The organism is Stenotrophomonas sp. CCNWLW57, from assembly GCF_037203925.1.
Taxonomy (GTDB): domain Bacteria; phylum Pseudomonadota; class Gammaproteobacteria; order Xanthomonadales; family Xanthomonadaceae; genus Stenotrophomonas; species Stenotrophomonas rhizophila_A.
Window position 1 is genome coordinate 196,188 of the sequence record NZ_JBBCBJ010000006.1, and the last position, 26,233, is coordinate 222,420.

General features: G+C 68.5%; 21 protein-coding genes. 5 read left to right on the plus strand and 16 right to left on the minus strand.

The genetic code is table 11. From position 1 onward, the window contains the following. Nucleotides 1-67: 67 nt before the first annotated feature. The 5 genes from plsB to V9K91_RS15620 form a co-directional block, all read right to left on the minus strand. On the minus strand, nucleotides 68-2,743 hold the full coding sequence (plsB, locus tag V9K91_RS15600) for a glycerol-3-phosphate 1-O-acyltransferase PlsB (RefSeq protein WP_306990253.1): 2,676 nt from the start codon (nucleotides 2,741-2,743) through the stop codon (nucleotides 68-70). Further along, nucleotides 2,743-3,723, minus strand: a complete 981-nt coding sequence (locus V9K91_RS15605; RefSeq protein WP_307107945.1) for a hypothetical protein — start codon at nucleotides 3,721-3,723, stop codon at nucleotides 2,743-2,745. Before V9K91_RS15605 ends, plsB begins: the two co-directional genes overlap by 1 nt. Before the next feature lie 120 nt (nucleotides 3,724-3,843). Beyond that, nucleotides 3,844-4,665 carry a serine protease gene (locus V9K91_RS15610; RefSeq protein ID WP_306990256.1) on the minus strand — a complete coding sequence of 274 codons (822 nt, stop codon included), beginning with the start codon at nucleotides 4,663-4,665 and terminating at the stop codon, nucleotides 3,844-3,846. A gap of 205 nt (nucleotides 4,666-4,870) precedes the next feature. Further along, entirely contained in the window at nucleotides 4,871-5,590 is a 720-nt protein-coding gene (gene pyrF / locus V9K91_RS15615) for an orotidine-5'-phosphate decarboxylase (RefSeq protein WP_306990258.1), read from the minus strand. Beyond that, the gene (locus V9K91_RS15620; protein ID WP_249833416.1) at nucleotides 5,587-6,519 is read right to left on the minus strand and encodes a 5'-nucleotidase, lipoprotein e(P4) family; all 933 of its coding nucleotides are present in this window, start codon (nucleotides 6,517-6,519) and stop codon (nucleotides 5,587-5,589) included. The genes pyrF and V9K91_RS15620 overlap by 4 nt, the downstream gene beginning before the upstream one ends. Nucleotides 6,520-6,619: 100 nt before the next feature. Between V9K91_RS15620 and V9K91_RS15625 the strand changes: the two genes are divergently transcribed. Further along, the gene (locus V9K91_RS15625) at nucleotides 6,620-7,279 is read left to right on the plus strand and encodes a DUF480 domain-containing protein (protein ID WP_095362432.1); all 660 of its coding nucleotides are present in this window, start codon (nucleotides 6,620-6,622) and stop codon (nucleotides 7,277-7,279) included. On the opposite strand, the gene V9K91_RS15630 is transcribed toward V9K91_RS15625, so the two are convergent. Continuing rightward, complete coding sequence (locus V9K91_RS15630) at nucleotides 7,276-7,809, minus strand: GNAT family N-acetyltransferase (protein WP_249833415.1); 534 nt, start codon at nucleotides 7,807-7,809, stop codon at nucleotides 7,276-7,278. The genes V9K91_RS15625 and V9K91_RS15630 overlap by 4 nt on opposite strands. A 145-nt stretch (nucleotides 7,810-7,954) precedes the next feature. Continuing rightward, nucleotides 7,955-9,931 (minus strand): UvrD-helicase domain-containing protein, encoded by a 1,977-nt coding sequence (locus tag V9K91_RS15635; RefSeq protein WP_093535355.1) that lies wholly within the window; start codon nucleotides 9,929-9,931, stop codon nucleotides 7,955-7,957. Nucleotides 9,932-10,038: 107 nt separating this feature from the next. Between V9K91_RS15635 and V9K91_RS15640 the strand changes: the two genes are divergently transcribed. Together V9K91_RS15640 and V9K91_RS15645 are read left to right on the plus strand one after the other, a co-directional pair. Beyond that, nucleotides 10,039-10,788 (plus strand): hypothetical protein, encoded by a 750-nt coding sequence (locus V9K91_RS15640; RefSeq protein WP_095362431.1) that lies wholly within the window; start codon nucleotides 10,039-10,041, stop codon nucleotides 10,786-10,788. A 21-nt stretch (nucleotides 10,789-10,809) separates the two neighbouring features. Further along, a complete protein-coding gene (locus tag V9K91_RS15645; RefSeq protein WP_068848139.1) occupies nucleotides 10,810-11,430 on the plus strand; it encodes a thymidine kinase in 621 nt (206 codons plus the stop codon). A 39-nt stretch (nucleotides 11,431-11,469) separates the two neighbouring features. Here the strand turns inward: V9K91_RS15645 and V9K91_RS15650 are convergent, their stop codons facing one another. From V9K91_RS15650 to V9K91_RS15675, 6 genes are all read right to left on the minus strand, one after another. Further along, nucleotides 11,470-13,071: a glucan biosynthesis protein D gene (locus tag V9K91_RS15650; RefSeq protein ID WP_068854480.1), complete on the minus strand. Its 1,602-nt coding sequence runs from the start codon at nucleotides 13,069-13,071 to the stop codon at nucleotides 11,470-11,472. Nucleotides 13,072-13,120: 49 nt separating this feature from the next. Further along, entirely contained in the window at nucleotides 13,121-15,994 is a 2,874-nt protein-coding gene (locus V9K91_RS15655; RefSeq protein ID WP_336443618.1) for a protein kinase, read from the minus strand. A 78-nt stretch (nucleotides 15,995-16,072) separates the two neighbouring features. Next, nucleotides 16,073-16,639 carry an ECF-type sigma factor gene (locus tag V9K91_RS15660; protein ID WP_068848134.1) on the minus strand — a complete coding sequence of 189 codons (567 nt, stop codon included), beginning with the start codon at nucleotides 16,637-16,639 and terminating at the stop codon, nucleotides 16,073-16,075. Between the two features lie 65 nt (nucleotides 16,640-16,704). Continuing rightward, on the minus strand, nucleotides 16,705-17,517 hold the full coding sequence (gene mutM, locus V9K91_RS15665; protein ID WP_210132933.1) for a bifunctional DNA-formamidopyrimidine glycosylase/DNA-(apurinic or apyrimidinic site) lyase: 813 nt from the start codon (nucleotides 17,515-17,517) through the stop codon (nucleotides 16,705-16,707). 27 nt (nucleotides 17,518-17,544) lie between these two features. Continuing rightward, a complete protein-coding gene (locus V9K91_RS15670; RefSeq protein WP_255220451.1) occupies nucleotides 17,545-17,850 on the minus strand; it encodes a hypothetical protein in 306 nt (101 codons plus the stop codon). A gap of 66 nt (nucleotides 17,851-17,916) precedes the next feature. Next, entirely contained in the window at nucleotides 17,917-19,119 is a 1,203-nt protein-coding gene (locus tag V9K91_RS15675; protein ID WP_068848128.1) for a fatty acid desaturase, read from the minus strand. Between the two features lie 149 nt (nucleotides 19,120-19,268). Here V9K91_RS15675 and V9K91_RS15680 point away from each other — a divergent pair, with 149 nt between their 5' ends. Beyond that, nucleotides 19,269-20,099 (plus strand): ATP-binding cassette domain-containing protein, encoded by an 831-nt coding sequence (locus V9K91_RS15680; RefSeq protein ID WP_095362428.1) that lies wholly within the window; start codon nucleotides 19,269-19,271, stop codon nucleotides 20,097-20,099. 34 nt (nucleotides 20,100-20,133) lie between these two features. On the opposite strand, the gene V9K91_RS15685 is transcribed toward V9K91_RS15680, so the two are convergent. Both V9K91_RS15685 and V9K91_RS15690 read right to left on the minus strand, forming a co-directional pair. Continuing rightward, the gene (locus tag V9K91_RS15685) at nucleotides 20,134-21,342 is read right to left on the minus strand and encodes a DUF4785 domain-containing protein (RefSeq protein WP_336443617.1); all 1,209 of its coding nucleotides are present in this window, start codon (nucleotides 21,340-21,342) and stop codon (nucleotides 20,134-20,136) included. A 10-nt stretch (nucleotides 21,343-21,352) separates the two neighbouring features. After that, nucleotides 21,353-22,234, minus strand: a complete 882-nt coding sequence (locus V9K91_RS15690) for a hypothetical protein (RefSeq protein ID WP_184126318.1) — start codon at nucleotides 22,232-22,234, stop codon at nucleotides 21,353-21,355. Between the two features lie 219 nt (nucleotides 22,235-22,453). On the opposite strand from V9K91_RS15690, the gene V9K91_RS15695 reads away from it, so the two are divergent. Then, nucleotides 22,454-23,299, plus strand: a complete 846-nt coding sequence (locus tag V9K91_RS15695; protein ID WP_068848120.1) for a phosphatase PAP2 family protein — start codon at nucleotides 22,454-22,456, stop codon at nucleotides 23,297-23,299. 468 nt (nucleotides 23,300-23,767) lie between these two features. On the opposite strand, the gene V9K91_RS15700 is transcribed toward V9K91_RS15695, so the two are convergent. Further along, nucleotides 23,768-26,035: a TonB-dependent receptor gene (locus tag V9K91_RS15700; RefSeq protein WP_336443616.1), complete on the minus strand. Its 2,268-nt coding sequence runs from the start codon at nucleotides 26,033-26,035 to the stop codon at nucleotides 23,768-23,770. Nucleotides 26,036-26,233: the final 198 nt, after the last annotated feature.

The following is a 26,233-nucleotide window of genomic DNA, read 5'->3' on the forward strand; positions in this document are numbered from 1 at the left end:
TACGAATTGCTGGCGAACGCGGTGAAATCCGGATACCTCGGGATACGCAGGATTGTCGACGCGGTCGTCAATCCTGCGTTACCGGTTCCTCTGGCTTCGCGGCTTCGGGGCTCACCCGCTCGATGGTGTGGCGCAGCTCGCGGCCCAGGATGAACTTGGCGTCCTTGGCCCACATGTCCAGGCGTTCGTCGAACAGCAGCTTGCTGTTCTCGTCCGGCCACACCAGGCGCAGCTCGCGCAGCTTCTGGATGAAGCCGCGGAACAGGGTGCGGTCGAAGAACTCCGGCGCGGCCGGGGCGTAGAGCAGGCTCAGGCGCTGCGCGGCCTGCTGGCACAGGCTTTCCAGCTCGGCTGCGCCCAGCGTGCCCGGGCCGTTCTTCACCAGCACCGAAATGGCGATGTAATACCGCTCGAACGCCTGCTGCAGCGAATGGCCGATCGCACGCAGGCGGAACACCTCGTCGGTCTGCCCGGTGTTGCGCGCCAGGATGCCGCCATCGTCGTCATTGACGTTCTGCAGCAGGCCCTCGCGCACGAACACCGCGATGGTCTGCTCGATGCGCTGGGCGAATTCGTCTTCGGTCCACGGCAGGAACAGCTCGGCCTGCAGGAACGGGTACACGGTGCGGCCCAGCTGCACCAGGCCGGTGCGGCTCATGCGGCGGTTGTTCTGGAAGCAGCACGCCACCCACGACGACGCGGTGAACAGGTGGATGACGTTGTTGCGGAAGTAGCTGAGCAGCACCGCGGTATCGCCACTGACGCTGAGCACATCGCCCAGCGGGTGCTTGATCCGGGTCAGCACGTTGATTTCCTCGGCGTGCGCGATGATCCGCTCCGGCGAATGCGGCGTGACCGTGACCCGGTCCGAATACGGCATTTCCACCAGCAGGGTCTTGCACAGCTCGATCTGCGCGATCAGGTCGGCTTCGCCCATCGCATGCTTGGGCGTGGACAGCAGCGCCAGCGCCAGCAGGTTGATCGGATTGACGTCGGCCGCGCCGTTGATGTGCACCTGGATGCGTTCGGCCAGGTGGTCCACCGTGCCCGACAGCCACGACGGCTTCTCGTCCTCGCCAACCGGCGCGCCATCCCACTCCGGTGCCTGGCGGGCCAGTACGTCGTTGAGCGCGATCGGCTCGCCGAAGTTCACCACCACCTGGCCGTAGTTCTGCTTGAGCACCTTGGGGATCGACCACAGCAGCTGCCAGATCGATTCCTTTTCCTTCGGTCGCCCGGACAGCTCGTCCAGGTAACTGCCGCCTTCCATCAGCTTTTCATAGCCGATGTACACCGGCTGGAACAGCACCGGCTTGCGCGGCTGGCGCAGGAACGCACGCAGCGTCATCGAGATCATGCCGCCCTTGGGCTGCAACAGGCGCCCGGTACGCGAACGGCCGCCTTCGACGAAGTATTCGATCGAATAGCCACCGGCCACCAGCTGCGCCACGTATTCGCTCAGCACCGCCGAATACAGCGCGTTGCCGCGGATCGAGCGGCGGATGAAGAACGCACCGCCCTTGCGCAGCAGCGTGCCCACCACCGGCAGGTTCAGGTTGATGCCCGCCACGATGTGCGGCGGCACGATGCCGCGGTCGTACAACAGGTAGGACAGCAGCAGGTAATCCATGTGGCTGCGGTGGCTGGGCACGTACACCACTTCATGGCCCGGCGCGGCGGCCTTGAACTTGTCCAGGTGGTGCACCAGCACGCCGGCGTAGATGCGGTTCCACACATGGCTGAGCATGAAGCTGGCCGAGCGCACCACCGGGCTGGAGTAGTCCGCGGCGATTTCCCAGGCGTAGGCGTGCGCCTTCTTCCAGGCGTCGGCCGGCTTGGTGTTGTCGCGCTTGGCCTGCGACGCGATCGCCTCGCGCACCGTGTCGGCCTCCAGCACCTTGTCCACCAGCAGGCGACGGGTGGACAGGTCCGGCCCGATCACCGATTCGCGGATGCGGCGGAAGTGGGTGCGCAGCACGCGCTGCAGCTTGCGCACCGTGCGCTCGGGGTCCAGCCCTTCGTCCACGGTGGCGCGCAGCGAGATCGGCGGGGCGAACCGCACGATGGTGCTGCGGCCGTTGAGCAGCACCGCCAGCAGGCGGCGGAAGCGGCCCACCAGCGCCCAGTTTTCCGAGAACAGCACCGCGAACCAACCGCTCTGCTTGTCCGGCGCGCGGCCGACGAAGATCGACACCGGCACCAGGTTCACGTCCAGCTCGCCGCGGGCACGATGGGCCTGCAGCACCTTGGCCAGCGAATCGGAATGGGTCTTGGCGCCGCGCTGTTCGGGAATCAGCGAGTTGCTGCTGCTCCGCCGCGACAGCGCCAGATAGGCCCGCCTGCGCCCGGTCGGGTCGCCGGCAATGGGCACCAGCGGCGAGGGCAGCCCGGCTTCACGGCAGGCCTTGTCCAGGATCAGCGCGTTGGACAGACCGTAGTCTTCCAGCACGTAGACCACCGGGCGGCCGTCGTCGTACTGGCCGGGGTGTTCGGGTTCGATCTTCAGCGACAGCCACGGTTCGACCAGGCGGCCCAGCAGGCGGGCCCACCACGGGCGGCGCCCGAACGAGGTGCGCGCTGCCGCGCTGACCGGGCTGGGCACGATCGCCGCCGGGTCGGTCGCGCCCGCGGTCGGGGCGTCCGCGCCGGGCACAATGTCGGGCGACGCGGACGGGGCGTCCGGCGTCTTGGGCGGCTCTTCGCCGGGGAAAGGCAGGGGATTCTGGTTCGGCATCGGCTTCATTATGGCTTAGCCGGTGCAGAAGCACCGTCCTTGACCTGCGCGGCGGCCTCTGCTTCGGCGGCCAGCTGAGCGTCATGTTCAGCTTGCGCGGCCATGGCGGCCTTCGCTTCGTCAGCCGCCTTGAGCAGTGCGTCGGTCTCTTCCAGGGTGCGCGCCAGGTACCAGTGGCCCTCGCGGCGGGTCATGCGCACCTGGGCTTCGATCTGTTCGCCGGCCAGCGGGTACTGGATCCGCAGCACGGCGGTGTCGCCCTCCTGCGACACCAGTTCGCCGCGCAGGTCGTTCATTGCCGCGTCCAGCGACAGCCCGTAACTGGCCAGCGCGGTCTTCAGCGCCTTGGCGAACGGTCCCAGCCGGCGCAGGCTGCCTTCCATGCCGGCCGCCTGCAGCTCGGCGTCGGTGGACAACCCGGCACTGCGTGCGGTGGCGGTCAACAGGGTGATGGTGGTCTTTGCGCGCTGCTTGTCGGTCAGCGGCGCGGCGGCCGCCCAGCGGCTCAGCACATCCACTACCTGGCTGTAGTGGGCGCGCTCGGCCTCGCTGTAGTCGGTCTGGTTGCGCAGGTACTGCACGCCGAACAGCCCCATCGAATGGGCCGCCTGGCGCACCCCGGTGGCCTGGCCGGCAATCTGGGTGTCGAACGAGCGCTGCAGGCGCTTGGGCGCGTCCGGCGCGGACAGCGCCGCCAGCATCGGCAGCAGCTGTCCATCCAGCGGCAGGTCGGTCAGCGGCCAGCGGCTGTGACCCTCGTCCCAGGCCGCCTGCAGGCGGGTGTACTGGGCCGGCGGCACCGAGGCGCGGGCGTAGCCCACCAGGTCGTTGTCGGCCAGCTGGCGGGCGATCTGCTGCAACGCGGCCACCGGCTCGGCGGCCGGTGCATCCGGGTCGATCGTGTCGCGCTTGCACGCCCCCACCAGCAGCAGCCCGCACAACGACAGCAACATCACCCAGGGTCGGTAGCGCCCTGTCATCAACGGCATGGACATGAATTCGGACTTCCCCGGACCGGTCCGCATCTTGCGGCCTGCGCCCCCACAGCGGCAACCCATCCTGCCCGCCGTGCCGGCAGGATGGGCGCAACCCGTTGTTTCTACTGTATATCAGTCACGCATCCAGGTGGCCTGGATGAAATCGCGCACATAGCCCTGCGATAACCGCGCGTACACCCCAGGGCGATCCGGCAGCGCGCAGCCCTCGCCCCAGCTGACCGTGCCCAGCACCGTCCAGGCGCCCTTGCGGCGCACCAGCAGCGGCCCGCCGGAGTCGCCGCTGCAGCTGTCGATGCCCTCGGCGCCGGCGCAGATCACCGCGCCGGCCTGCAGATCCGGGTAGGCCTGCTGGCACGCGTCGAAGGTCACGAACGGGGTCTGCACTGTCTGCAGGGTGGTCGGCAGATCCTGCTCCCCGGGGAAGTCGGTCACCCCCCAGCCGATCACCGTGAAGGCGCGCCCGGGCCGCAGGTAGGCACTGTCCCGGCCCAGCAACAGCTCGGCCGGCTCGGCCTTGGGCACCGGCCGCTTGAGCTGGATCAGCGCCACGTCGTTGAGCAGGTTGCCTTCGTCGTAGGCCGGGTGGACGTGGATGGCCTTGACGTTGGAGGCACGGCGGCGCGGCGTGGTCTTCAGCGTGGTCTCCCCGACCAGCACCGCCAGCTGCGCCGGCGGCAGCCCGTCAACACAGTGCGCGGCGGTGAGCACCCAGGAGGGCGAGATCAAGGTGGCACCGCAGTTGTGGCGGGCGTGGTCCGAATCGCCGCGTCCCAGCCGCTGCAGGCTGGCCATGAACGGGTACTGGCCGGGTTCGGCGTCGCCCCCGCCGATGATGTGGGGCACGGTGTCCGGCCCGGGCTGGGCCAGCGCGGGAACCGAAACAGCAGAAAGGATCAGGCCGAACATCCAGGCCGGCCGGGAACAGATACGCATGCAGCAACTCCTTTGCGGAAAAGTGGAAACGAGAGGCACAGCGCCGGGGCGTGTGCCGGGTCGATTCGACGGCAAAGAAGTCGGAACAACTGCGTGGTCGGTCGCGTTTCAGCGGCGCCAACGATTGATGGATCCATTTCTGCGAACAGGCGCTACCTGGCACCGGGATGCAGTTCCATCCCGGTGCGTGCAACCCCTACACCAGTCAGCGACGAGCGGCGCTGATCTCGTCCTGGATCGCCCGCGCAGCCGCGCGCGGATCGGCCGCCAAGCGGATCGGGCGACCGACCACGATGGCATCGGCGCCGTCGGCGAACGCCTGGGCCACGCCCACGGTGCGCTTCTGGTCATCGCCCACCGGGCCACCGGGGCGGATGCCCGGGCACACGATCGAGAACCCGGCGCCGGTAGCGGCGCGGATCGGGCCGGCTTCCTGGCCCGAGGCGATCACGCCGTCGATGCCGGCGGCCTGCGCGGCCAGCGCACGTTCCACCACCACGTCGACCGGCTCGCGGTCGATGCCCATGCCACGCAGGTCCTCACGCCCCATCGAGGTCAGCACGGTCACCGCCAGCAGGCGCATGTCGCTGCTGTTGGCCGCCGCGCAGGCCTCCATCATCGCCGGGTGCCAACCATGGATGGTGGCGTAGCTCACCGGCCACTGCGACAGCCGACGGATCACCGCCGCAGCGGTGGCCGGGATGTCGAAGAACTTCAGGTCGACGAACACGCGCTTGTCGCGCGCGGCCAGCGCATCGAGCACTTCGAAGTACTCGCCCGAGGCCAGCAGCTCCATGCCGATCTTGTAGAAGGAGACCGCATCGCCCAGCCGGTCCACCCAGGCCAGCGCATCCTCGCGGCCCGGCACATCGAGCGCGAAGATCAGGCGTTCGTCATCGCGCAGCGGCAGCGGGGCGCGGTTCACGGCGCGTAGTCCAGCGCAGCCCGCTTGGCGTCATGGCGGGCCTGGCGCGACTGGCTGTAGTCGTTGTTGAACTGGGCCGGTTCGAAGCCGCCGTAGGTCGGGTTGGGCAGCATCCACCAGCGCTCGCCGAACCAGTCGTGGTACTGCTGCAGCAGCGCGTCGCGGCCGTCGTTGGTGTTGGCGGTCACTTCCACGAAGTCGCCCAGCTGGTCGCCGAACTGCATCAGCACGCGGTAGTTCTGCCCGGCCAGGCGGCGGCGGCAGTTCTTTTCGCTGCCGGCCTGCTCGCAGTCCTTCACCACCGTGCCCAGGCCCAGGAACACGCTGTCATCGGCCACTGGCAGCCCTTCGGCACGCAGGTTGGCCAGGGTGGCCTCCTTGAGGTGCACGGCGCGGTTGGAGATGTACAGCAGGGTCACGCCCTTGGCGTTGGCCGCCTTGGCGAAATCGACCACGCCCGGAATGGCCTTGGCCTTCTTCTCGGCCACCCACTGGTCCCAGCTCAGTTCGTCGTACTCGCCGCCGTCGCGCACCAGGCGCGCCTGGTAGGGCGAGTTGTCCAGCACGGTTTCGTCCACGTCCAGCACCACGGCCGGCTTCAGGCCCTTGGCGGCGTTGCCGCGCTCTTCAGGCACCAGCGCATCCCAGTTGGCTTCCTTGAGCGCCTTGTCCAGGTGGTCGGCAGCGGCGCGGTAGGTCTGCTCGGTGATCGCCCGGTATTCCTGCGAACGCTGCATCCACAGCACGGCGTTGAGGTTGTCGTTGGCGGCCACGGCGGCATCGCCCTTCGCGGCAGGCGCGGCAGCGGCGGCAGCAGGGGCCGGGGCAGCAGCTTCGGCGGGGGTTTCGGTGCGCTTGCACGCCCCCAGCGCCATCACGGCGCAGGCAAGCACGGACAGGGAAACAGCGGTACGACGCATGGCAATCACCAGTACTGAGTGGCGCCAGTTTACCGGCTTGGCCGCCGCGGTTCATGCCGGCCGCAGGGCTCGGCTATGCTGCACGGCCCAGAAACACCCGGAGCGCGAGATGACCGACGACACCCAGACCCCTGCCCTGCCCGTGCTCAACGCGGCCCAGGCCCGTGCCCTGGGCTGCCTGATCGAGAAGGAAGCGACCACCCCGGACGCCTACCCGCTCACGGTCAACGCCACCCAGGTGGCCGCCAACCAGAAGACCGCCCGCGAGCCGGTGCTGCAGCTGTCGGCCGGCGATGTGCACCACGCCCTGCGCCAGCTGGAAACCCTGGGCCTGGCCCGCCAGCAGTTCTCCTCGCGTGCCGAGCGCTACGAGCACCGCGCCGGCAGCGCGCTGGACCTGACCCGGCAGCAGCTGGCCATCCTGGGCCTGCTGCTGCTGCGCGGCCCGCAGACGGTGAACGAGCTGCTGACCCGCAGCGAGCGCCTGTTCCAGTTCCAGGACGCCGACGAACTGCGCCACCACGTGGAGCGCATGATCCAGCGCGGCTTGGCCGTGCTGCTGCCGCGCGCGGGCGGCCAGCGCGAAGACCGTTACATGCACCTGCTGGCCGGCCCGGTGGATGTGCAGGCGTTGGCCGAGCAGTACAAATCCGCACCCTCCAGCGGCGGCGGCAATGCCGCGCTGGAAGCCCGCGTGCAGGAGCTGGAAACCACGGTGGCCGCACTGCAGGAACAGTTGGCCGAGTTGCGCGCCCAGCTGGGCGGCTAGACCGCCGGCGCGCCGGGCGTGGCGAACAGCAGCAGCACTTCTTCATCGCGCGGCGCCGGCAGGCGCACATCGCCACGGTCTTCCATGCCCAGCTTGCGCAGCAGCGCGGCCGAGCGCAGGTTCTCCGGGGCGACGATGCCGTAGAGGTCCGGGTAGCCGAGCACGTCGCGCGCGTAATGCATCACCCCGCGTGCGGCCTCGAACGCGTAGCCATGGCCTTCGTACTGCGACAGCAGCGCATAGCCCACGTCCGGCGCGGGCAGCCCATCGCGGCGCACCAGCCCGGCGTTGCCCAGCCACGCGCCATCGCTGCGGCGGATGATGGCGTACATGCCGAACCCGTTGAGCGTGTAGCTGCCGAGCACGCGTTCGGCGGTGTAATCGCGCGCCTGCGCCAGGGTGCGCACGCCACGGTCGGCGATATGCCGGATGAAGCCCGGCTCGTTGAGCAGCGCCAGCATGTCCGCCGCATCATGGTCGGGATCGATCAGGCGCAGGTGCAGGCGTTCGGTCTGGATCACGGCGGACATCGCGTCGCTCGCTGGCAGGAATTGGCCGATTGTGCAGGCTGCCGCAACACGTGGGTAGAGCCGACTGTTAGTCGGCTGCCTTCTGTCGGCTGCCTTCTGCAGGCGCCGCGCGAACGGCAGCCGACTGACAGTCGGCTCTACAACGTCAGTCGAACAAGGCCTCGATCGCCGCCAGGCCGGCGCTGGCGCGCTCCTTCTTGCGCGCCGCATCGGCCACCGGGTCGGCACCGTCGCGCTGCATTTCCTCGGCCGGGATCTCGTCGAAGAAACGGCTCGGCTTGAGCCGCACATGCTCGCCGAACTTGCGGGTCAGCTTGCTGTGGCTCATCCACAGCTGCACCTTGGCGCGGGTGATGCCCACGTACAGCAGCCGGCGCTCTTCCTGCAGGTTGCCTTCGTCCAGGCTCACCTGGTGCGGCAGCACGCCATCCTCGCAGCCGACGATGAACACATACGGGAATTCCAGGCCCTTGGACGCGTGCAGGGTCATCATGCGCACCTGGTTGCCACCATCGTCCTTGTCGTTGCGCGACAGCAACGCCAGCTGCGCGGCCAGGTCGGCGGTGGTGGCGCCACGCGGGCCGCCTTCGAACCACTGCGCCAGTTCCTCGAGGTTGGCCAGCCGGCGCTGGTACACCGATTCTTCCTTGCAGGTACTGCGCAGTTCGGAGACCAGCCCCGAATCCTTCACCAGCTTCCGCACGAGGTCGCCCGAGCTCAGCTTCGGCATCTCCGCACGCAGGTCGCGCAGGATGTCGGTGAAGCGGCTCAGGCTGTTGGCGGCGCGCGGCGGCAGCTGCGCCAGCGCGCCGATCGCCTCGGCCGCATGCGCCATTGGCAGCTCCTTGTCCGAGGCCAGCTCGGCCAGCTTGGCCAGCGTACCGGCGCCCACCTCACGCTTGGGCGACTGCACCGCGCGCATGAACGCCGTATCGTCATCGGGGTTCACCAGCAGGCGCAGCCACGACAGCGTGTCCTTCACTTCCTGGCGTTCCAGGAACGCGGTGCCGCCGGTGATGTGGTACGGCGCGCGCACCAGCTGCAGCGCCTTTTCCAGCGGCCGCGACTGGAAGTTGCCGCGGAACAGGATGCAGAAGTCGCTCCACGGAATCTGCTTGGAGGTGGCCAGGTAGGAGATCTCGGCGGCGACCTTCTCCGCCTCGTGTTCGCTGTTGCGGCACTCCCACACGCGGATGCGTTCGCCGTCGGCCTGGTCGCTCCACAGCTTCTTCAGGTGTTCGTGCGGGTTGTTGGCGATCAGCGCGTTGGCCGCGCGCAGCACGCGATTGGAGCAACGGTAATTCTGCTCCAGCTTGATGATTTCCAGCGCCGGGTAATCGCGCGCCATCTGCTGCAGGTTTTCCGGGTTGGCCCCGCGCCAGGCATAGATGGACTGGTCATCGTCGCCCACGCAGGTGAAGTTGCCGGCAGTGCCGGCCAGCTGCTTGAGCAGCCGGTACTGCGCATCGTTGGTGTCCTGGCATTCGTCGACCAGCAGGTAGCCGATGCGTTCACGCCAGGCCAGCGCGATCTCCGGGTTCTCCTCCAGCACCTGCACCGGCAGCCGGATCAGGTCGTCGAAATCGACCGCGTTGAACGCGGTCAGGCGCAGCTGGTAGCGCTCGTAGACGCTGGCCGCTTCCTTCTCGCGGTTGCTGCGCGCTTCGGCCATCGCCTGCTCGGGCGACAGTCCGGCGTTCTTTGCACGCGAGATGAGGTTCTTCACGTCCTCGATGTCGTCCGGCTTGGCGCCGTACATCAGGTCTTTCACCTGCGAGGTGGAATCGTCGGCGTCGAAGATCGAGAAGCCGCGCTTGAGGCCTACCGCGGCATGTTCGATCTGCAGGAACTTGAGGCCCAGCGCATGGAAGGTGCAGATGGTGACGTCTTCGGCGTCGCCGCCCTGCAGGCGCTTGGCCACGCGCTCGCGCATTTCCTTGGCGGACTTGTTGGTGAAGGTGATCGCCGCGATGCGCTTGGCCGGGTAACGGCGGGTGCTGATCAGCTGGGCGATCTTTTCCACGATCACGCGCGTCTTGCCGCTGCCCGCGCCGGCCAGTACCAGCAGGGGACCTTCGCAGTGCAGCACTGCCGCGCGTTGGGGGGGATTGAGACCGTGCATGCCTTCTCCGTGGGTGCCGCATTGTAACGGGCGGCGGGCCACCGGACCTGGCTTGACCTGCGCCGGGCGGTGGGATATCCAGAGAGCGATCGGATCGGAGCAATCACATGAATGGATTCATGCATTGGATGGCCGGCAGCGCGGTCGGCGCGGCCCTCTGGCTGGCCACCGGGGTCGCTGGCGCAAGCACCCCTGGTTGTGCGCGGCAGGTCCCCCGGACCATTCCCGCCTCGCTGATGACCGATGGCTTCCTGGATGGCCATCCGGATCTGCGCTGGCGCCGTTATGGGCTGAAGGAGTTCGACAAGGGCAACCTGCCACGCGCGTTGTCGCGGTTCCGCAAGGCCGCCGAGTACGCCGACAAGTACTCGCAGCTGCGGGTGGCGATCATGTACCGCGAGGGCAGTGGGGTGCCGGCCGATCCGGAGCTGGCCTACGCGTGGATGGACCTGGCCGCCGAGCGCGGCTATCACGACTTCGTGCGCCTGCGCGACGCCTGGTGGGCCGAGCTGGACGCGGGGCAGCGCGAGCGGGCGCTGCAGCGCAGGCAGGACGTGTTCGCCCAGTACGGCGACCAGGTCGCCAAGCCGCGGCTGGAAAGCGCCATGCGCGGAAGGCTGTCGAAGATCACCGGCAGCCGGGTCGGGCACGTGCACAGCGGCCTGCAGGTTGTACAGCACACCGGCGCCACGGCGGGCGAGGTTCAGTCCGGTGCGGACTACTACGACCCGGAGTACTGGAAGCCCGAGCTGTACTGGTGTCTGCACGACACCTACTGGATGGCCCCGCTGCGCCAGCAGCAGATCGACGTGGGGCGGCCGGAAACCGTCCACGGCGGAGAGGGCGACGGGAGGTAGCGCGCCGTCTAGAATTGGCCGATGGCCAAGCTCTACTTCTACTATTCGGCGATGAACGCCGGCAAGACCACCACGCTGCTGCAGTCGGCGCACAACTACCGCGAGCGCGGCATGCGCGTGGCCATCCTCACCCCGCGCCTGGACGACCGTGCGGGGCGCGGCGTGGTGGCCTCGCGGATCGGCCTGAAGGCCGATGGCATTGCCTTCGACCGCGATACCGACCTGGAGCAGCTGATCCGGGCCGACATCGCCAGCGACGGGCCGTTGGGCTGCGTGCTGGTGGACGAGGCACAGTTCCTCAGCCGCAGCCAGGTCTGGCAGCTCAGCGAAGTGGTCGACCAGCTGCGCATTCCGGTGCTGTGCTACGGGCTGCGCACCGATTTCCGCGGGGAGCTGTTCGAAGGCAGCCAGTACCTGCTGGCCTGGGCCGACGAGATGCAGGAGATCAAGACCATCTGCCACAGCGGCAAGAAGGCCACCATGACCGTGCGCGTGGACGAACACGGCCACGCGGTGCAGGACGGTCCGCAGGTGGAGATCGGTGGCAACGAACGCTACGTCTCGGTCAGCCGCGCGGAGTTCAAGAAGATCACGCGCGGCGAGGGCAGGATCGACCCCGCCCAGGCACGGCTACCCTTGTAGACGTGCCGGTAGGTACCGACCGTTGGTCGGTACACCTTCTCAATACAACGTACGCTCCGGCGCCCCCGCCGGCGGCGGGCTGTACTGGTACAGCCAGGTTTCCGTCAGGGTCTTGCCACCGCTGCGCAGGTACAGGCGGATGTCGATCTGGTCGGTGCTGTCATCGGGCGGCACCAGGTCGAACATGGCGCGGTAACCCTTGATCTCGCGCAGCGGGCGCGCCGAGACGATCTCGGTGCGGCCGCGGCTGGCCTGCACCACCGCTTCCACTTCGCCCTTGTCGATCAGCGCGGCCAGTTCGCCGCCCTGGAAGTCCACGGCAAAGCGCCACGAGAAATACTCGCGCTTCTTGCCGATCACCCCGCCCAGGCCGGTGCGGGTGGCCACGGCCTGCGCCAGCGGCGGCCGCGCGGGCGGCTCGGCGCCCCAGTACAGGCGGTAGCCCAGCAGCATTTCCTGGCCCGGCTGCGGCTTGGCTTCAGGGTTCCAGAACGCCACGATGTTGTCGAAGGTCTCGTCCACGGTGGGAATTTCCACCAGCTGGACCGAGCCCCTGCCCCACTGACCCTTCGGTTCCACCCACAGGCAAGGGCGCTTCTCGTAGAACACGCCATCGTCCTGGTAATGGTCGAAGCTGCGATCGCGCTGCAGCAGGCCAAAGCCCTTCGGGTTGTTGTCCACGAACATGTTGAAGCGCAGCTGGCGCGGGTTGGACAGCGGGCGCCAGATCCACTCGCCGGCGCCGTTCCACATCGACAGGCCGTCGGTGTCGTGGATCTCCGGGCGCCAGTCCCAGGCCATCCGGCGGTCGTTCTCGCCCACCTGGTACATGCTGGTGCACGGCGCGATGCCAAGCCGTTCGATGGCCTTGCGCGGGTAGAGCGCCACGTCCACGTCCATCAGCAGCACATCGCCGTTGGTGATGGCGAAGCGGTAGGCACCGGCCACGCTGGGCGAATCCAGCAGCGCGTACACCACCAGCGTGTTGGAGTCGGCGGCCGGCTGTTCCAGGAAGTAGGCAATGAAATCGGGGAATTCCTCCGGGCGGTCCATGCCGGTGTCGATCGCCAGGCCACGGGCGGACTGGCCGTACTGGCCTTCCTTGCCTACCGCCCGGAAGTAGCTGGCGCCCAGGAAGGCGGCGAAATCGCGGTCGGTGTCGGCGCGGGTATTGAGCCGGAACCCGGCAAAGCCCAGGTCGGCCGGCAGGTGGCCGTTCTTCAGGCCGCTCTTGCCGTAATCGAACGCGGCCGGGTCATAGGCCAGTTCCTGCGCCTTGCCGTCGACGATGTCGAACATGCGCACCGGCGAATGGAAATACAGGCCCAGGTGGAAGAACTTGGCCTGGAAGCGGCCGGGCTGGTCAGCCCACAACGCGTGGTCCTGGCGGTAGCGGATCGACTGGTACTGGTCCCAGTCCAGCGCCTCCAGCGGCCCCGGCAGGGTCCGGCGATGACTCTTGTAAGCCGCCTCGGACAGCGCGCGTGCCTGGCCCTTGAGGGTGGCGAAATCGAACGGCTGCGGCTGGCCCAGCCGGCGCAGGCCTACCTGGCTGCCCTGCGCGGCGCAGGCCGGCAGCGCGGGAAAACCAATGGCGGCCAGGGCCAGGGAGGCGTTGCGGATGAAGTCGCGTCGTTGCATGCAGGCAGCGATGGGCAGGAAAGGGTCGGCCATCATAGGCACGTGAACGTTAATTCGCCGCCGTGGCGCCGGGCCTGCGTTCAGGCTGGATGGTGCGCGCCTGCAGGCGCTTGCTGCCACAGGCCTGCAGCGCCTGCTCGATCTGCCGGGGAATGCGGCCGCCCTGCGGCCGCTGCGCGCGTACTTCTGCCTGCAGCCGCACCAGTGCCTCGCGCCCCCGTGCCGGCGCCCGCGTGCAGTCCAGCTGGCCCAGCGCGGTCCGTGCCAGCCAGCGCAGGTTGACGCTGCGCGGATCCATCGCCCCGCCCTCGGTCAGCGGCTGCAGCGCGCGCTGTGCTTCCACCGGTTGGTCCATGCGGAGCAGGTTGCGTCCCCACGCCAGCTGTACCGCCTGCAGCTGCAGGCGGGCCTCCGGGCCACCCCGCGCGGATTGCCGCATCAGTTTTGCCAGGCGCTCGCCGGCCTGCCAGGGGTCGACATGCTCGCCGATGATCTCGGCCATGCGGCGGTCGCCCCGCTGCACCTCCGGATCGTCGTCGCCGCGCTGCGCTGCCTGCCACTGGCGGCCCTCGTGGAAGGCGGCCAGCGCATCCTGCCAGCGGCCGACCTCGGCCAGCGCGTTGCCATAGTCGTACAAGCCCTGCGGCAGCAGCCCGATGCAGTCGGGCTGGCGCCAGATCGCCACCGCGCGGCCGAATGCCTCCACCGCCGCCGCGTTGTCGCCGCGCTCCAGCGCCGAGCGGCCGAGCGCATGCCAGGTCTGGCCAGTGTCGCGGTGCTGCTCGCCCAGCGCCTGGCGGGTCAGCCGGTGCACCTGCTGCAGGGCGGCCTCGGCCTCGGCCAGATCGCCGCGCTGCAGGGCCAGGGTCGCGCGCAGGCGGCGGATCGTCAGCGTTTCGGGATGGTCATTGCCGTACAGGCTGACCGCGTCGGTCCACGCCGCGCGCAGGCTGCGGTCGGCACCGTCCAGGTCGCCCTGCGCGGCCATCATTTCGCCCAGGTGGCGGCGCAGGGTGACCAGCTGCGGGTGGCGGTCGGTGGTGCGCGCCTGCAGCAGCTGCAGGGCCTGGCGGTAGCCGGTCAGCGCAGCCTGTGCGTTGCCGTCGTCACTCTCCAGTGCGGCCAGGTCGGACAGGCTCTCGGCCATTCCGGTGGCGTCGTGGGTGATGTCGCGGCGCAGTGCCAGCGCACGCTCGAACCCTTCGCGGGCTTCATCGCGGTAGCCCAGCAGCTGCTGGCAGCGGCCCAGCTGGGCGTGGAACTCGGCCACCACCGACGGCAGCGCCTGACGCTGCTCGGCCGCCAGCGCCTGCATCGGCGTCATGTGCGCCACGCACTCGCGCGAGCGGCCCAGCATGCGCAGCGCGCGGCCGCGCTGGGTGACCGCTTCCAGCTGCAGCCCGGGCGGCACCTGCTTGACCTGGTCCAGCAGCGCGCGCTGCCGATCCAGCGTTTCCAGCGCCAGCGCGTAATCGCCCATGCCGATCCGCAGCCGGCCGATCACCCCTTCCAGGTCGGCCAGCGGCAATGGCTGGTCGGCCAGCTCCGCCTCGCCGCGCTGCTGCCCGGTGGCCAGCAGTTGGCGCACATCGAAGCTGCCGTGGCGCACGCTGGCGGCGCGGTCGAACAGGCCGATGGTGAAATCCTGCATGGCCTGCGCACGCGCGATCTCACGCCGCGCCTGCTGCATCTGCCACACCGCCAGTGCCGCGAGCACCGCCAGTGCCAGGATCGCCACCGCAGCCAGCGCCACGCCCCAGCGGTGCCGCCCCAGGTACTTGCGCAGCCGGTACAGCGAACGCTGCGGGCGCGCGTGGATCGGGCGGCCCTCCAGGAAGCGCTGCAGGTCCTGCGCCAACGCTTCCACCGAGGCATAGCGCTGCGCAGGGTCCTTCTGCAGCGCCTTGAGCAGGATCGTATCCAGGTCACCGCGCAGGCGTCGGGCCAGGCGCCGCGCCGCCGGCGTAGCCGCCGCATCGGTGATGTCGCCGCGCAACAGCATGCTGGAGGCGCGCGGCGCATCCACTTCCAGGATCGAGCGCTCCCATTCGGCATCGCTGTGCCGGCGCAGGCGGTAAGGTTTGCGCCCGGTGATCACCTCGAACAGCACCACGCCCAGCGAATACACATCGGTCAGCGTGGTCACCGGTTCGCCGCGTACCTGTTCCGGTGCGGCGTAATGCAGGGTGAAGGCGCGCGCTTCGGTGGGCGGGTGCGCGGCGTTGGTGCGCGCCTGCTCGTCGTCCAGCAGCTTGGCGATGCCGAAATCCAGCAGCTTCACTTCGCCTGCGGCGGTGACCAGGATGTTGGACGGCTTCAGGTCCCGGTGCACGATCAGGTTGGCGTGTGCGTGGCTGACCACCGCGCACACCTGCAGCATCAGCTGCAGGCGGCGTTCCAGCGGCAGCTGCAGGCGCTGGCAGTAATCGGTGATCGGCTCGCCCTCCACGTAGGCCAGCGCCAGGTAGGGCTGGCCCTGAAGGTCCACGCCGGCGTCGAGCAGCTGCGCCAGGTGCGGGTGCTGCAGGCGCGCCAGGATTTCGCGTTCGCGACTGAAGCGCTGGCGCAGGCCGGGGTCGGCGTAGCCGCTGCGCAGCAGTTTCAGCGCTACCTGGCGCTGGCACAGCCCGTCGGCCCGCTCGGCCAGCCACACTTCGCCCATGCCGCCTTCGCCCAGCTGTCGCAGCAACCGATACGGACCGATGTGGGTGCCGGCGCGGCTGTCTTCCGGTGCGGCGGTCCACAGCGGTTGGGCCAGGAATTCCTGGCTTTCCTGCTCGTGGTCCAGCAGCCGCTCCAGGTCGTCGGCCAGCGTCGCATCGGCCGCGCGCAGCTGCGCCAGGCGTGCGGCGCGCTGGTCGTGGGGTAGTTCCAGCAACTGATCCAGCAGCGTCGACAGCTGCCGCCAGCGCACTGCGTCCATCGTCCCTTCCCCGGGCGCTGTGTTGCCACCGTGCACATCCGCCCGCGCCCTCGCGCGGGAACCCGACTGCCGCCGTGCTCAGTCCTCGCGGACCGACGCCAGCAGGAACATCCGTGCCTTCTGCCAATCGCGCCGGATGCTGCGCTCCGAGCGCTGGCACAGATCGGCGATTTCCTGTTCCGACAACCCCGCGAAGTAGCGCAGTTCCACCACCTTGGCCAGGTGCCCGTCCACCGCCTGCAACCGCGCCAGCGCCACATCCAGCGCCAGCAGGTCTTCATCCAGGCGCACGCCGCTGCTGCTGTTTTCCGGAATTTCCGCCACGCGCTTGAGATCGCCACCGCGCTTGCGTGCCAGCCGGTTGCGCGCGTAATCCACGACCACGCTGCGCATGGCCGAGGCGGCATAGGCGAAGAAGTGCGCGCGGTCTTCAAAGCGCGCCGCGCCGCGCGCGCCCAGCAGCTTCAGGTAGGACTCGTGGACCAGCGAGGTGGCATCCAGGGTGCGCCCCTGCTGCCCGGCCAGCTGGCGCCGGGCCATGCTGTGCAGTTCCTGGTAGAGCAGGGTGAGCACCCGGTCCAGCGAGGCACGGTCGCCCGACCGGGCCGAATCCAGCCATACGGTGATATCCGGGCTTTCGTCCATCGCACACCCCCGCCGGTGACGTTTGGCCGACTATAGCGCCGCTTCCTGCAGATGCGTAGGACAGTTCAGCGCTGGCAGTGGCCGCACCAGACGCTGGCGCGCTGGCCAATGGTGGCGTGGCGCAGGGCGCGCCCGCACTGTCGGCAGGGTTCGCCTTCACGGCCGTAGACCAGCAGTTCCTGCTCGAAATAGCCCGGGGCACCGTCGGGGTTGATGAAATCGCGCAGGGTGGTGCCGCCACGGGTGATGGCATAGGCCAGGATCTGCTTCACCGCCGTGGCCAGGCGCTGGTAGCGCTCACGCGAGATCTTCCCGGCTTCACGCAGCGGATTGATCCCGGCCATGAACAGGCTTTCAGCGGCGTAGATGTTGCCCACCCCGACCACGATGGCCTGGTCCATCAGGAACGTCTTCACCGAGGCGCTGCGGCCGCGGCTGCGCTGGAACAGGTAGTCGCCGTCGAAGGCGTCGTCCAGCGGCTCCGGGCCCAGCCCGGCCAGCAGCGGATGGGTGTCCCCGGCCGGCTGCCACAGCAGGCTGCCGAACCGGCGCGGGTCGTTGAAACGCAGCAGGCGGCCGTTGTCCAGGCTGATGTCCACGTGGTCGTGCGCGCGGACCGGGGTATCCCCCGGGAGTACACGCAGGCTGCCGGACATGCCCAGGTGCAGCACTGCGCTGCCGATGGCGGTGTCGAGCAGCAGGTACTTGGCGCGGCGGCGCACGCCTTCAATCGCCTGGCCTGGCAGCAGCGCGCTGATTTCGTCGGGAATCGGCCAACGCAGGTCCGGCCGGCGCAGGATCACGCCGTGCACGCGGCGGCCTTCCAAATGCGGGGCCAGGCCGCGGCGGGTGGTTTCTACTTCGGGAAGTTCAGGCATGGGGGAATGGCAGGCGGGTGCGCGGTGTCATCGGGGTGGGGCGGCGAGTTCTTTCGCGCTCAGGAAGCCGTCACCGTTGGCGTCCTGCTTGTGGAAGCGTTCGATGATCGTCTGCCGTTGCTGCTCGCGGGTGATCGGCCTGCCTTTGCCGCCGGGCAGTTCATCGGCGCCGAGCACGCCGTCGGCGTTGCGGTCCATGCGGTCGAAGGCGTACATCATCCATTGCACATACTCCTCGACGCTGACCTTGCCGTCGCCATCAGCATCCATGCGTTGCAGGTAACTGCCGGTGTCGGTGACCTGGGCCTGCGCGGCGGCGGCGAGCAGCAACAGGGACGCGCAGGAAAAACGCCGCACAAGGCGGCGCTTTCCGGTGGTGCGAGGGCCAGGCCGCACCGGTCAGTGCGCCGTCAGCGCGTAGCCTTTCAGGCGCGCGGCGTAGTTCTGCAGCGCGGCGATGCCACTGGCCTCGGCTTCATGGCACCAGGCCTGGAGCAGCTTCAGGCGTTCGGCGGCATCGTTGCCACGGGCTTCCAGCAGGGCGGCCAGGCGCGCGCGGTGTTCCACCAGCACGCGGATGCGCGGGCGCTGTTCGACCCAGCTGCTGAGTTCGGCGCGGCAATCGGGCTTGAGCCAGCGGCCGTCGTTGACCAGGCCCCGGCGCATGCGGCGCGGCAGCAGCTTGCGCAGCTTGGCACCGGCAAACGCGGCTTCTTCGCGCAGGGCCGGCACGAACACATTGCGCTGGTAATCGGTCATGGCCTGGAAGCGGTGCGAGAGCAGGGCCTTCAGGGTTTCGGCATCGGGCACGGCGATGTTCGGGCGCACGTCCATGCTGGGCGCCACGCGCAGCACCTTGGCCAGGCCCACGGCCTGCAGGCCACGGATCGCCGCCCAGCCGATATCGAACTCCCAGCGGCGCATCGAGAAGCGGGCCGAGCTGGGGAAGGCATGGTGGTTGTTGTGCAGCTCTTCGCCGCCGATCCAGAACGCCCACGGGGTGAGGTTGGTGGAGGTATCGGCCGACTCGAAGTTGCGGTAGCCCCACCAGTGGCCCAGGCCGTTGACCACGCCGGCGGCCCAGAACGGAATCCACGCCATCTGGATCGCCCACAGGGCCACGCCGGGCAGGCCGAACAGCAGCAGGTTCACCGCCAACAGGGCCACCGGGCCCAGGTTGGCGTGCGGGGTGTACAGGTGGCGCTCGATCCAGTCTTCCGGGGCGCCGCGGCCGTACTGTTCGATGTCCGCGCGCATGCCACGGGCTTCGCGGTACAGCTCCACGCCGCGCCAGAACACCGTGCCGATGCCCTTGGTCACCGGGCTGTGCGGGTCTTCGTCGGTTTCCACCTTGGCGTGGTGCTTGCGGTGGATGGCCACCCACTCCTTGGTGATCATGGAGGTGGTGAGCCAGGTCCAGAAGCGGAAGAAGTGCGCGATGACCGGGTGGAAATCGACGCCGCGGTGCGCCTGGCTGCGATGCAGGTAGAGCGTGACGGCAAAGATGGTGAGCTGGGTGAACACCAGCAGCACCAGGCCCATGCCCCACCAGCCGAGGCCGACGACACCGCCGGTCAGGAAGTTGATGAGGGTATCGAGCATCGCAGGACTCCGGGCCGTGATGGCCAGCAGGGAAACGGTGACAGGTGGATCCATCATGGGGCCAGACGTTGCAAACTTCATCCGTCTGATGCGATTTTTGCGCAGTCATTCAGTTGTTTTCCCCCTTCGTGAGCATTGCCCCCGCATTCATGACCGTTGCCACCCCACCGCCGGCCATCGCCGCCGCCGCCCCCCTGATCGAACTCGACCGCGCCTGTGTGATCCGGGGGCAGGTCCGCGTGCTGCATGACCTGAGCCTGCGCATCGCCCAGGGCCAGCACACCGCGCTGCTCGGCCCCAATGGCTGCGGCAAATCCTCCTTCATCAAGCTCATCACCCGTGAGCTGTACCCGCTGGCGCACGCGGACGGCACCGTCGCCGTGCGCGTGCTCGGGCAGAACCGCTGGCAGGTGGACCGGCTGCGCTCGCAGCTGGGCATCGTCACCGGTGACCTGAGCAGCAACCTGGCCGACATGCCCGGGCTGACCGTGGAAGAAGCGGTGCTGTCGGGGTTCTTCGCCAGCTTCGTGGTGCCCGCGTTCCGCGAGGTCACCGACGACATGCGCGCGCGGGTGCGCGAGACGCTGGCACTGACCGGGGCGTTGCCATTGCTGCACCGGGGCTATGCCGAATTGTCCGCCGGTGAAACCCGGCGCGTGCTGATCGCCCGTGCGCTGGTGAACCGGCCGCAGGCGCTGCTGCTGGACGAGCCGTCCACCGGGCTGGACCTGGTGGCGCGCCAGCACCTGATCGCCACCATGCGCACGCTGGCCGCGCAGGGCATCACCCTGGTGCTGGTGACCCACCACATCGAAGAAGTGATTCCGGAAATCGAACGCGTGGTGCTGCTGCGCGGCGGCCGGATCGCGGCCGATGGCACACGGGCGGAATTGCTGCAGGATGGGCCGCTGTCGGAGGTATTCGGCGGGCCGATCCAGGTCGTCGAGCACGAGGGCCGCTTGACCGCCTTCGCGGGGTGACAGCCGGGGGCGGCGTTGCCGCCCCCGGCCTCCATCAGAACCGCACCGCTACGGCGCGGCTTTCGATCGGGGCCATCCGGCCCTGGTCCTGCAACTGCAGGTCACGCAGTTCGAAGGGGGCGCCGTAGCCACCCGGTAATGCCACCGTGTCGAACGCCAGCAGCAGTTCGCCGGCACCGGCCGCATCGAACCACGCCGCGCTATGCGCCTGCGCCACCGGGTGCAGCCTGCCGTCGGGTCCGGTGGCGTGCAGCGTGCCGCGCGCCTCGTAACGGCCCGGCGCGCCGATCTGCAGCGGCAGCCGCACCTGGCGCCGGGCGGCATCCACCTCGACCTGGCCGCTGAAGCGCGCCGTCGGCCAGGCGACGGCGAACGCCACCTTGGCGTCGCGCTGCACGCCCTGCGCGGTCACGAAGGCCTGCAGTTCCCACAGCCCCTGTGCCTGCCCCACATCCTCGGGAATGGTCACCTGCGCGCGCAGGCCGTCCTTGCCGGCCACCAGCGGCACCGGCCAGCTGCGCCCGTCCGGTGCCACCAGCAGTGCTTCGCCGCCCGCCGGCAGCGTGCGCGCTGCCGAGCGTCCCGCCGCCCGCGCCGCGTTGCCACCGTCGTGCTGCAGGCGTGCGTTCAACAGCACGCTGCCACCGGCCAGCACCTGCTGGCGGTCGGCCTGCAGGGTCAGCGCGATCGGGCTGTTGGGCTCCAGCACCTGCACCACGTAGCGGCCCTGGGCCTGCGCGGCCTGCAGGCGATAGGTGCCCACCGCCGTGCTGGCGCCGGTGCGCGCCATCGCGCTGCCCTCGCCCACGCCCATGCCTGCGGCGCGCAGCTGCTGGGCATCGACCACCTTGTCCAGCGCCAACGCACCGGAGGGGTCGCGCACCTGCAGCTGCTCCACCTCCAGCGCGCGGGCGCCCTGCACCGGGCTGACCTGGATCACCGCATCCGGCGCGGTGAGCGGCAGCTCCAGGCCGCGCTGCAGCGTGGCCGCATCCACGGTGTCCCAGTAGCTGCGGCTCAGTGCAACGAACGGGGCCGGCGCGCTCAGCGCCCGGGTCGGGTCCAGCGCCCAGGCAAAGCGCACGGGGGCGCGTTCCACCGTGGCATCGGGCATCGGCGCGCGTTCCACGCGTGGGGCCACCTGGTCGGTGCCGCGCGCGGCCTGCAGCGGTTGGGCGGCGTGCAGCGGCAGCGCGAACAGCGCCGAGGCGACGGCCATGGCAAGCATCAATCGTGACGTCATGGCGTGCTCCTCAGAGAGTCAGGTCGTTGCGCAGGATCGCGCCCAGGCCGAAGCATTCGCGCCGGCTCTGGTTGTGGCTGAGCGGCTCGGCGCCGTTGGTGCGCGCCTTGTCGGTGAACAGCACGCTGCCGGCCGCCTTCTGGCTGCTGCATTCCAGGAAGCCATCGGAACAGCTGTCGAGCCAGTTCTGGGTGAGCTCCAGCCCCACGTTCTGCGCATAGCCACCGCAGTAGCTGTTGCTGTCCCACACCGCCGATTCCACATCCGAACCCACTACCGCGCGGAACGGCTTGGGCAGCGCCGGACGACCGGAAGTGCCGTACAGGTTCTGCGCGTTGTAGGTGGCCATCCAGCCCACCTGCTGCATGCGCACCGCATCGTTCTGGTAACCCAGCAGCCAGCCGACCGACGCTTCGAAGGCGTTGCCGTTGAGCACCGCGTCGGCCAGCGGCGTGCCGGCCGACGAGGGCGCCAGCGCGGTGACCTTGCTGATGGTCTGGATAAGCTTCGGGTAACGGCTGTCGTAGGTGGGGTTGGACAGAATCCAGCGCACCACGTTGCCGCCGTTGGAATGGGTGATCACCACCAGCCTGGTGATGCCACGGGTGTTGATGAAGGTGGTGAGCTGCCCGGCCAGGCAACCGGCCGCTTCAGGCTTCCACATGTACTGCTCGAAATCGCAGTTGACTACGGTGTAATTGGCGCTGTTGGGCAGGCCCTGGCGTACCGTGTCGATGATGCCCGGCTGCCAGTAATCAGCGCGCGCGTCGGTCTGCTTGCCGGTGCCGTGCACGAACGCCACGCCCACCACGTCGGCGGCGTGCGCGCTGGCGCAGGCCAGCATCATTCCCAAGGCCAGGCCCGCGCCCTTCCCCACTGCAGTGCTTTGCATCCTGTGACTCCCTTTCCCGGTGATCCCCCTGATTGCCGACAGAAGCTATTCCGCCTGCGAATCGGTTTCCGTGAACCAGTAGAGGATTCCTATCATTTGAAACGACTCCCAACGCGGCCCTTCACGGCGCCATGCCGGGTCTGGCGGCATGACCAGTGGCCGCTGGCAGGGGCCTGGGAAGCTGCGATCATGCGCGCTTCACGCTTTTGAGACCTGCCGATGCACGCTGCCGCTTCCGCCCCGTTCCTGCGCCCCCTTCTGGCCACCGCCCTGATTGCGGCCTTGGCCGGCTGTACCACGGTGGCCGCGCCGGCCACGCCGGTGGAGGCCTCGGTGGTGACCAAGGCGGTGGGTTACCTGGCGGCCGACGCGGTACCGGACAGCCTGGCGCTGGTGCCGGCCCCGCCGGCGGCGGGCTCGGCCGGGTTCGCGCTGGACGAGCAGGTCAGCCGGGAGGCGCGCGCCCTGCGCGAGACCCCGCGTTTCGCGCAGGCCCACCGCGATGCCGAACTGAGCTTCCCCGAGGGCGCGAACCAGTTCGCCTGCGCGATCGGGCTGGACGTGGATGCGCAGAAGACCCCCGCGCTGTACCGCCTGCTAGAGCGCAGCCGCATCGATGCCAGCGCCGCCACCCGCGCCGCCAAGCACCACTACCAGCGCGCGCGCCCGTTCATGGTCAATGGCGAACCGACCTGCACGCCGGAGGATGAAGAAGGCCTGCGCAAAAATGGCTCCTACCCGTCCGGCCACACCTCCATCGGCTGGGCGTGGGCGCTGATCCTGTCGGAAGTCGTCCCCGAGCGCGCCGACGCCATCCAGGCCCGCGGCCGCAACTACGGTGAAAGCCGCCTGGTGTGCAACGTGCACTGGCAGAGCGACATTCTCGAAGGGCGCTTCATGGGCGCGGCGGCGGTGGCGAGGCTGCACGACAACGCCGAGTTCAACCGCGACCTGCTGGCCGCCCGAAAGGAAATCGCCGCAGCCCGAAAGGCAGGCGCAACCGTCAGCCGCGATTGCGCGGCCGAGGAAACGGTACTGAAGGTGCGACCCGCCAGCGCGCTGTGACGTTGGGTCGCCCGATGGTGACGCATCCGGATCTGATCGCGTTCGCCAGCAATTCGCGACGTATCCTGATCCACGGACGTTCGCCAGCAATTCGCGACGTATCCAGATCCACGGGCGTTCGCCAGCAATTCGTAGCGCCGACTGTTAGTCGGCGACCGCGCGCAGCGCGGCGCAAGCATCCGAAGTCGAATGACTGCCATTGTGGAAGCGGCACCGACGTTTACGCCCGGCCGAAGCCACCCGTCCGGCGTTCATGACCTCGGAAGGGAGAGCTGCCGACTAACAGTCGGCACTACCGTCGGAGTTAACGTCGGAGTTAACGTCGGAGTTAACGTCGGCGTTACCGTCCGCGTTGCCGTCGTCGTTACCGTCGGCGCCACCGTCGGCGTTACCGGTTTGTGCTCGACGGTCAAAAAAAACGGCGCGGATTGCTCCGCGCCGTTTTCGTCTACCTGCTGCGCACCCCGATCAGAACTTCGCCGTGAACTCCACGCCAAACGTACGCGGTTCGTTGAGGAAGCCGGTCAGGTTGTTGAAGTCGATCGCACCCACCACGCGGGTCTGGTTGGTCAGGTTGCGACCAAACACGGCCACGTCGTACTGGCCGTAATCCCAGTTGTAGCCCAGGCGCAGGCCGCCTTCCAGCGACGAGCGGCTGCGGAATTCCGGCGACTCGTACAGGAAGAAGTTCACCGGGCTGCGGTAGGCCCAGTCGGTGTAGACGTAGAGCTCGCTGGCATCGTTGATCGGGAAGCCGGCGCGCAGCGTCAGGTTGTGGATCCACTTCGGCGCCTGCGGCAACGGGTTGCCGTTGACCAGCGCGTAGGTGCCACCATTGATCACGGTGGTCGGATCGGTGATGGTGCAGCCACCACCGCAGATCGCCACCGCCAGGTCGCGGTCCTTGATCTCGGTGTCGTTGTAGCTGCTGCCCAGGGTCAGCAGCACGTGGTCGGTCAGGTAGGCTTCGAAGTCCAGCTCCGCGCCCTGGCCGATGGTCTTGTCGGCATTGAGCAGGGTGGCGGTGTTGTTGCTGCCGCCCACCGCGATCAGCTGCTGGCCATCGACGTTGTAGCGGAAGATGTTGAAGCCCAGGCGCGCGCGGCGGTCGAACAGGTCGGCCTTGACGCCCACTTCATACGAAATCACCTTCTCCGAGTCGGCCTGCGAGACGCCACCGAAGGCCAGGCGGCCCTGGATGGACGGCGCGCGGAAACCCTTGGCCACGCGGGCGTAGGTGTTGACGTTGTCGGTGATCTGATAGACACCGCTCAGATCCCAGCTGACATCGTCGACATCGGTGTTGGCGATGTACGGACCGCTCACCGGCGTGCCACCCGGCACCGCCTGCAGCACGCTGGCGGTGAAGTCCTTCTTGTCCTGCGTGTAGCGCACGCCGCCGCGCAGCTTGAACTTGTCGGTCACGTCGAAATCGCCGGACGCGAACGCTGCCCACGCCTGGTTGCGCTGGCTCTGCACGGCATGGCCGGTCTGCGGGTTGCCCGGGGTCAGCGAATCGTAGTTGAAGCTGTCGATGGTGACGTCTTCATCGAAGTAGAACACGCCCGCCTGCCAGTCGAAGCGGCCCCACTCGTTGGATTCCACGCGGAATTCCTGGGTCCACTGGCGGTGGTGCGGCAGGCCGTCGGCCGATTCGGACGGGAACGGAATGAAGCCCGGGCCGTAGTTGCCGGCGCCCAGGAAGCTGGCGCCGTAGCCGCCGTCGATGTCGCCATGGTTGAGCGATTCGGCGGTTTCATAACCGGTGATCGAGTGCAGCGTCACGCTGCCCAGGTTCCACTGCAGGCGCGCGCTGCCGCCCCAGGTCTCCAGCTCGGAGAAGTTCTCGCCGTCGTTGGAGACCTTGTCGCGGTCGAAGTTTTCCACCAGCGCGTTGCTGCCCGGCTGGATGATGTTGGCGCGGAACAGGCGCGCGGTGCCGTTGAGCTTGCGCTTGTGCAGGTTGAACAGCGCTTCGAACTCGTCGCCTTCGTACAGGAACTGCACGCGGCCGGCGGCTTCGTCGTAGCCTTCAAAGCCTTCGGCCGGTGCGTTCGGGCGGGTGTTGTCCACGTAGTTGTCGCGGCGCTGGTACAGGGCCGACACGCGCGCGGACCAGCGGTCGGTCAGCGGGCCACCGTAGGCAGCCTGGGTGTTCCAGGTGTCATAGGTGCCGTAGGAAACTTTGACGTAACCATCGGCATCCTGCGACGGGCGGGCCGAATCGAACTTCACGACGCCGGCCGGCGTGTTGCGCCCGAACAGCGTGCCCTGCGGGCCGCGCAGTACTTCCACGCCGGCCAGGTCGAACAGCGGGAAGCCCTTCAGCAGCGGGCTTTCCTGCACCACGTCGTCATACACCAGCGACACCGGCTGCGAGGCATTGAGATCGAAATCGGTATTGCCCAGGCCGCGGATGTAGAAGCGCGGGAAGGCACGACCGTAGGACGATTCGATGTTCAGGCTCGGCACGCGGGCCGACAGGAAGCGGATGTCGTCGCCGGCGGACCCGAGCACCTCGAGCTTTTCACCCTGGATGGCCGAGATCGAGACCGGCACGTCCTTGGCGTTTTCGACGCGGCGCTGGGCCGTGACCTGCAGGGTGTCGAGTGCTACCGGATCCTTGGTGGCGGGGGCGTCCTGGGCTGCGGCCGTCAATGGCAGCAGGGCGGCAAGCGCGACAACGAGGGGATGCACGGACGGAGTACGGCCGTGGGCAGTGCGGTTCGGGAACATGGCGATTAGGCTGTGTTGGGAAGGGTGGTGGACCGGCGCTACCAGACAATTGTTGCAGTACAACAACAGCGTCGCAAATGCGGACCACTGATTATCAGGATCCGGTCCCGGAAATGTGAAACGGGAACGGCTGGATGAACGCCTTCAGGGAACGGCACCGGCTCCGAATCGCTGCTGCCCGAAGCCCAGAACGGTGGT

Coding starts and splice junctions, on each gene's coding strand:
- V9K91_RS15655 (WP_336443618.1), bottom strand. CDS start 15,994: ATGGACGCAGTGCGCTGGCGGCAGCTGTCGACGCTGCTGGATCAGTTG.
- plsB (WP_306990253.1), bottom strand. CDS start 2,743: ATGAAGCCGATGCCGAACCAGAATCCCCTGCCTTTCCCCGGCGAAGAG.
- V9K91_RS15695 (WP_068848120.1), top strand. CDS start 22,454: ATGCACGCTGCCGCTTCCGCCCCGTTCCTGCGCCCCCTTCTGGCCACC.
- V9K91_RS15635 (WP_093535355.1), bottom strand. CDS start 9,931: ATGCACGGTCTCAATCCCCCCCAACGCGCGGCAGTGCTGCACTGCGAA.
- V9K91_RS15660 (WP_068848134.1), bottom strand. CDS start 16,639: ATGGACGAAAGCCCGGATATCACCGTATGGCTGGATTCGGCCCGGTCG.
- V9K91_RS15680 (WP_095362428.1), top strand. CDS start 19,269: ATGACCGTTGCCACCCCACCGCCGGCCATCGCCGCCGCCGCCCCCCTG.
- V9K91_RS15700 (WP_336443616.1), bottom strand. CDS start 26,035: ATGTTCCCGAACCGCACTGCCCACGGCCGTACTCCGTCCGTGCATCCC.
- V9K91_RS15625 (WP_095362432.1), top strand. CDS start 6,620: ATGACCGACGACACCCAGACCCCTGCCCTGCCCGTGCTCAACGCGGCC.
- V9K91_RS15690 (WP_184126318.1), bottom strand. CDS start 22,234: ATGCAAAGCACTGCAGTGGGGAAGGGCGCGGGCCTGGCCTTGGGAATG.
- V9K91_RS15605 (WP_307107945.1), bottom strand. CDS start 3,723: ATGCCGTTGATGACAGGGCGCTACCGACCCTGGGTGATGTTGCTGTCG.
- V9K91_RS15650 (WP_068854480.1), bottom strand. CDS start 13,071: ATGCAACGACGCGACTTCATCCGCAACGCCTCCCTGGCCCTGGCCGCC.
- V9K91_RS15610 (WP_306990256.1), bottom strand. CDS start 4,665: ATGCGTATCTGTTCCCGGCCGGCCTGGATGTTCGGCCTGATCCTTTCT.
- mutM (WP_210132933.1), bottom strand. CDS start 17,517: ATGCCTGAACTTCCCGAAGTAGAAACCACCCGCCGCGGCCTGGCCCCG.
- V9K91_RS15645 (WP_068848139.1), top strand. CDS start 10,810: ATGGCCAAGCTCTACTTCTACTATTCGGCGATGAACGCCGGCAAGACC.
- V9K91_RS15685 (WP_336443617.1), bottom strand. CDS start 21,342: ATGACGTCACGATTGATGCTTGCCATGGCCGTCGCCTCGGCGCTGTTC.
- V9K91_RS15630 (WP_249833415.1), bottom strand. CDS start 7,809: ATGTCCGCCGTGATCCAGACCGAACGCCTGCACCTGCGCCTGATCGAT.
- V9K91_RS15640 (WP_095362431.1), top strand. CDS start 10,039: ATGAATGGATTCATGCATTGGATGGCCGGCAGCGCGGTCGGCGCGGCC.
- V9K91_RS15675 (WP_068848128.1), bottom strand. CDS start 19,119: ATGCTCGATACCCTCATCAACTTCCTGACCGGCGGTGTCGTCGGCCTC.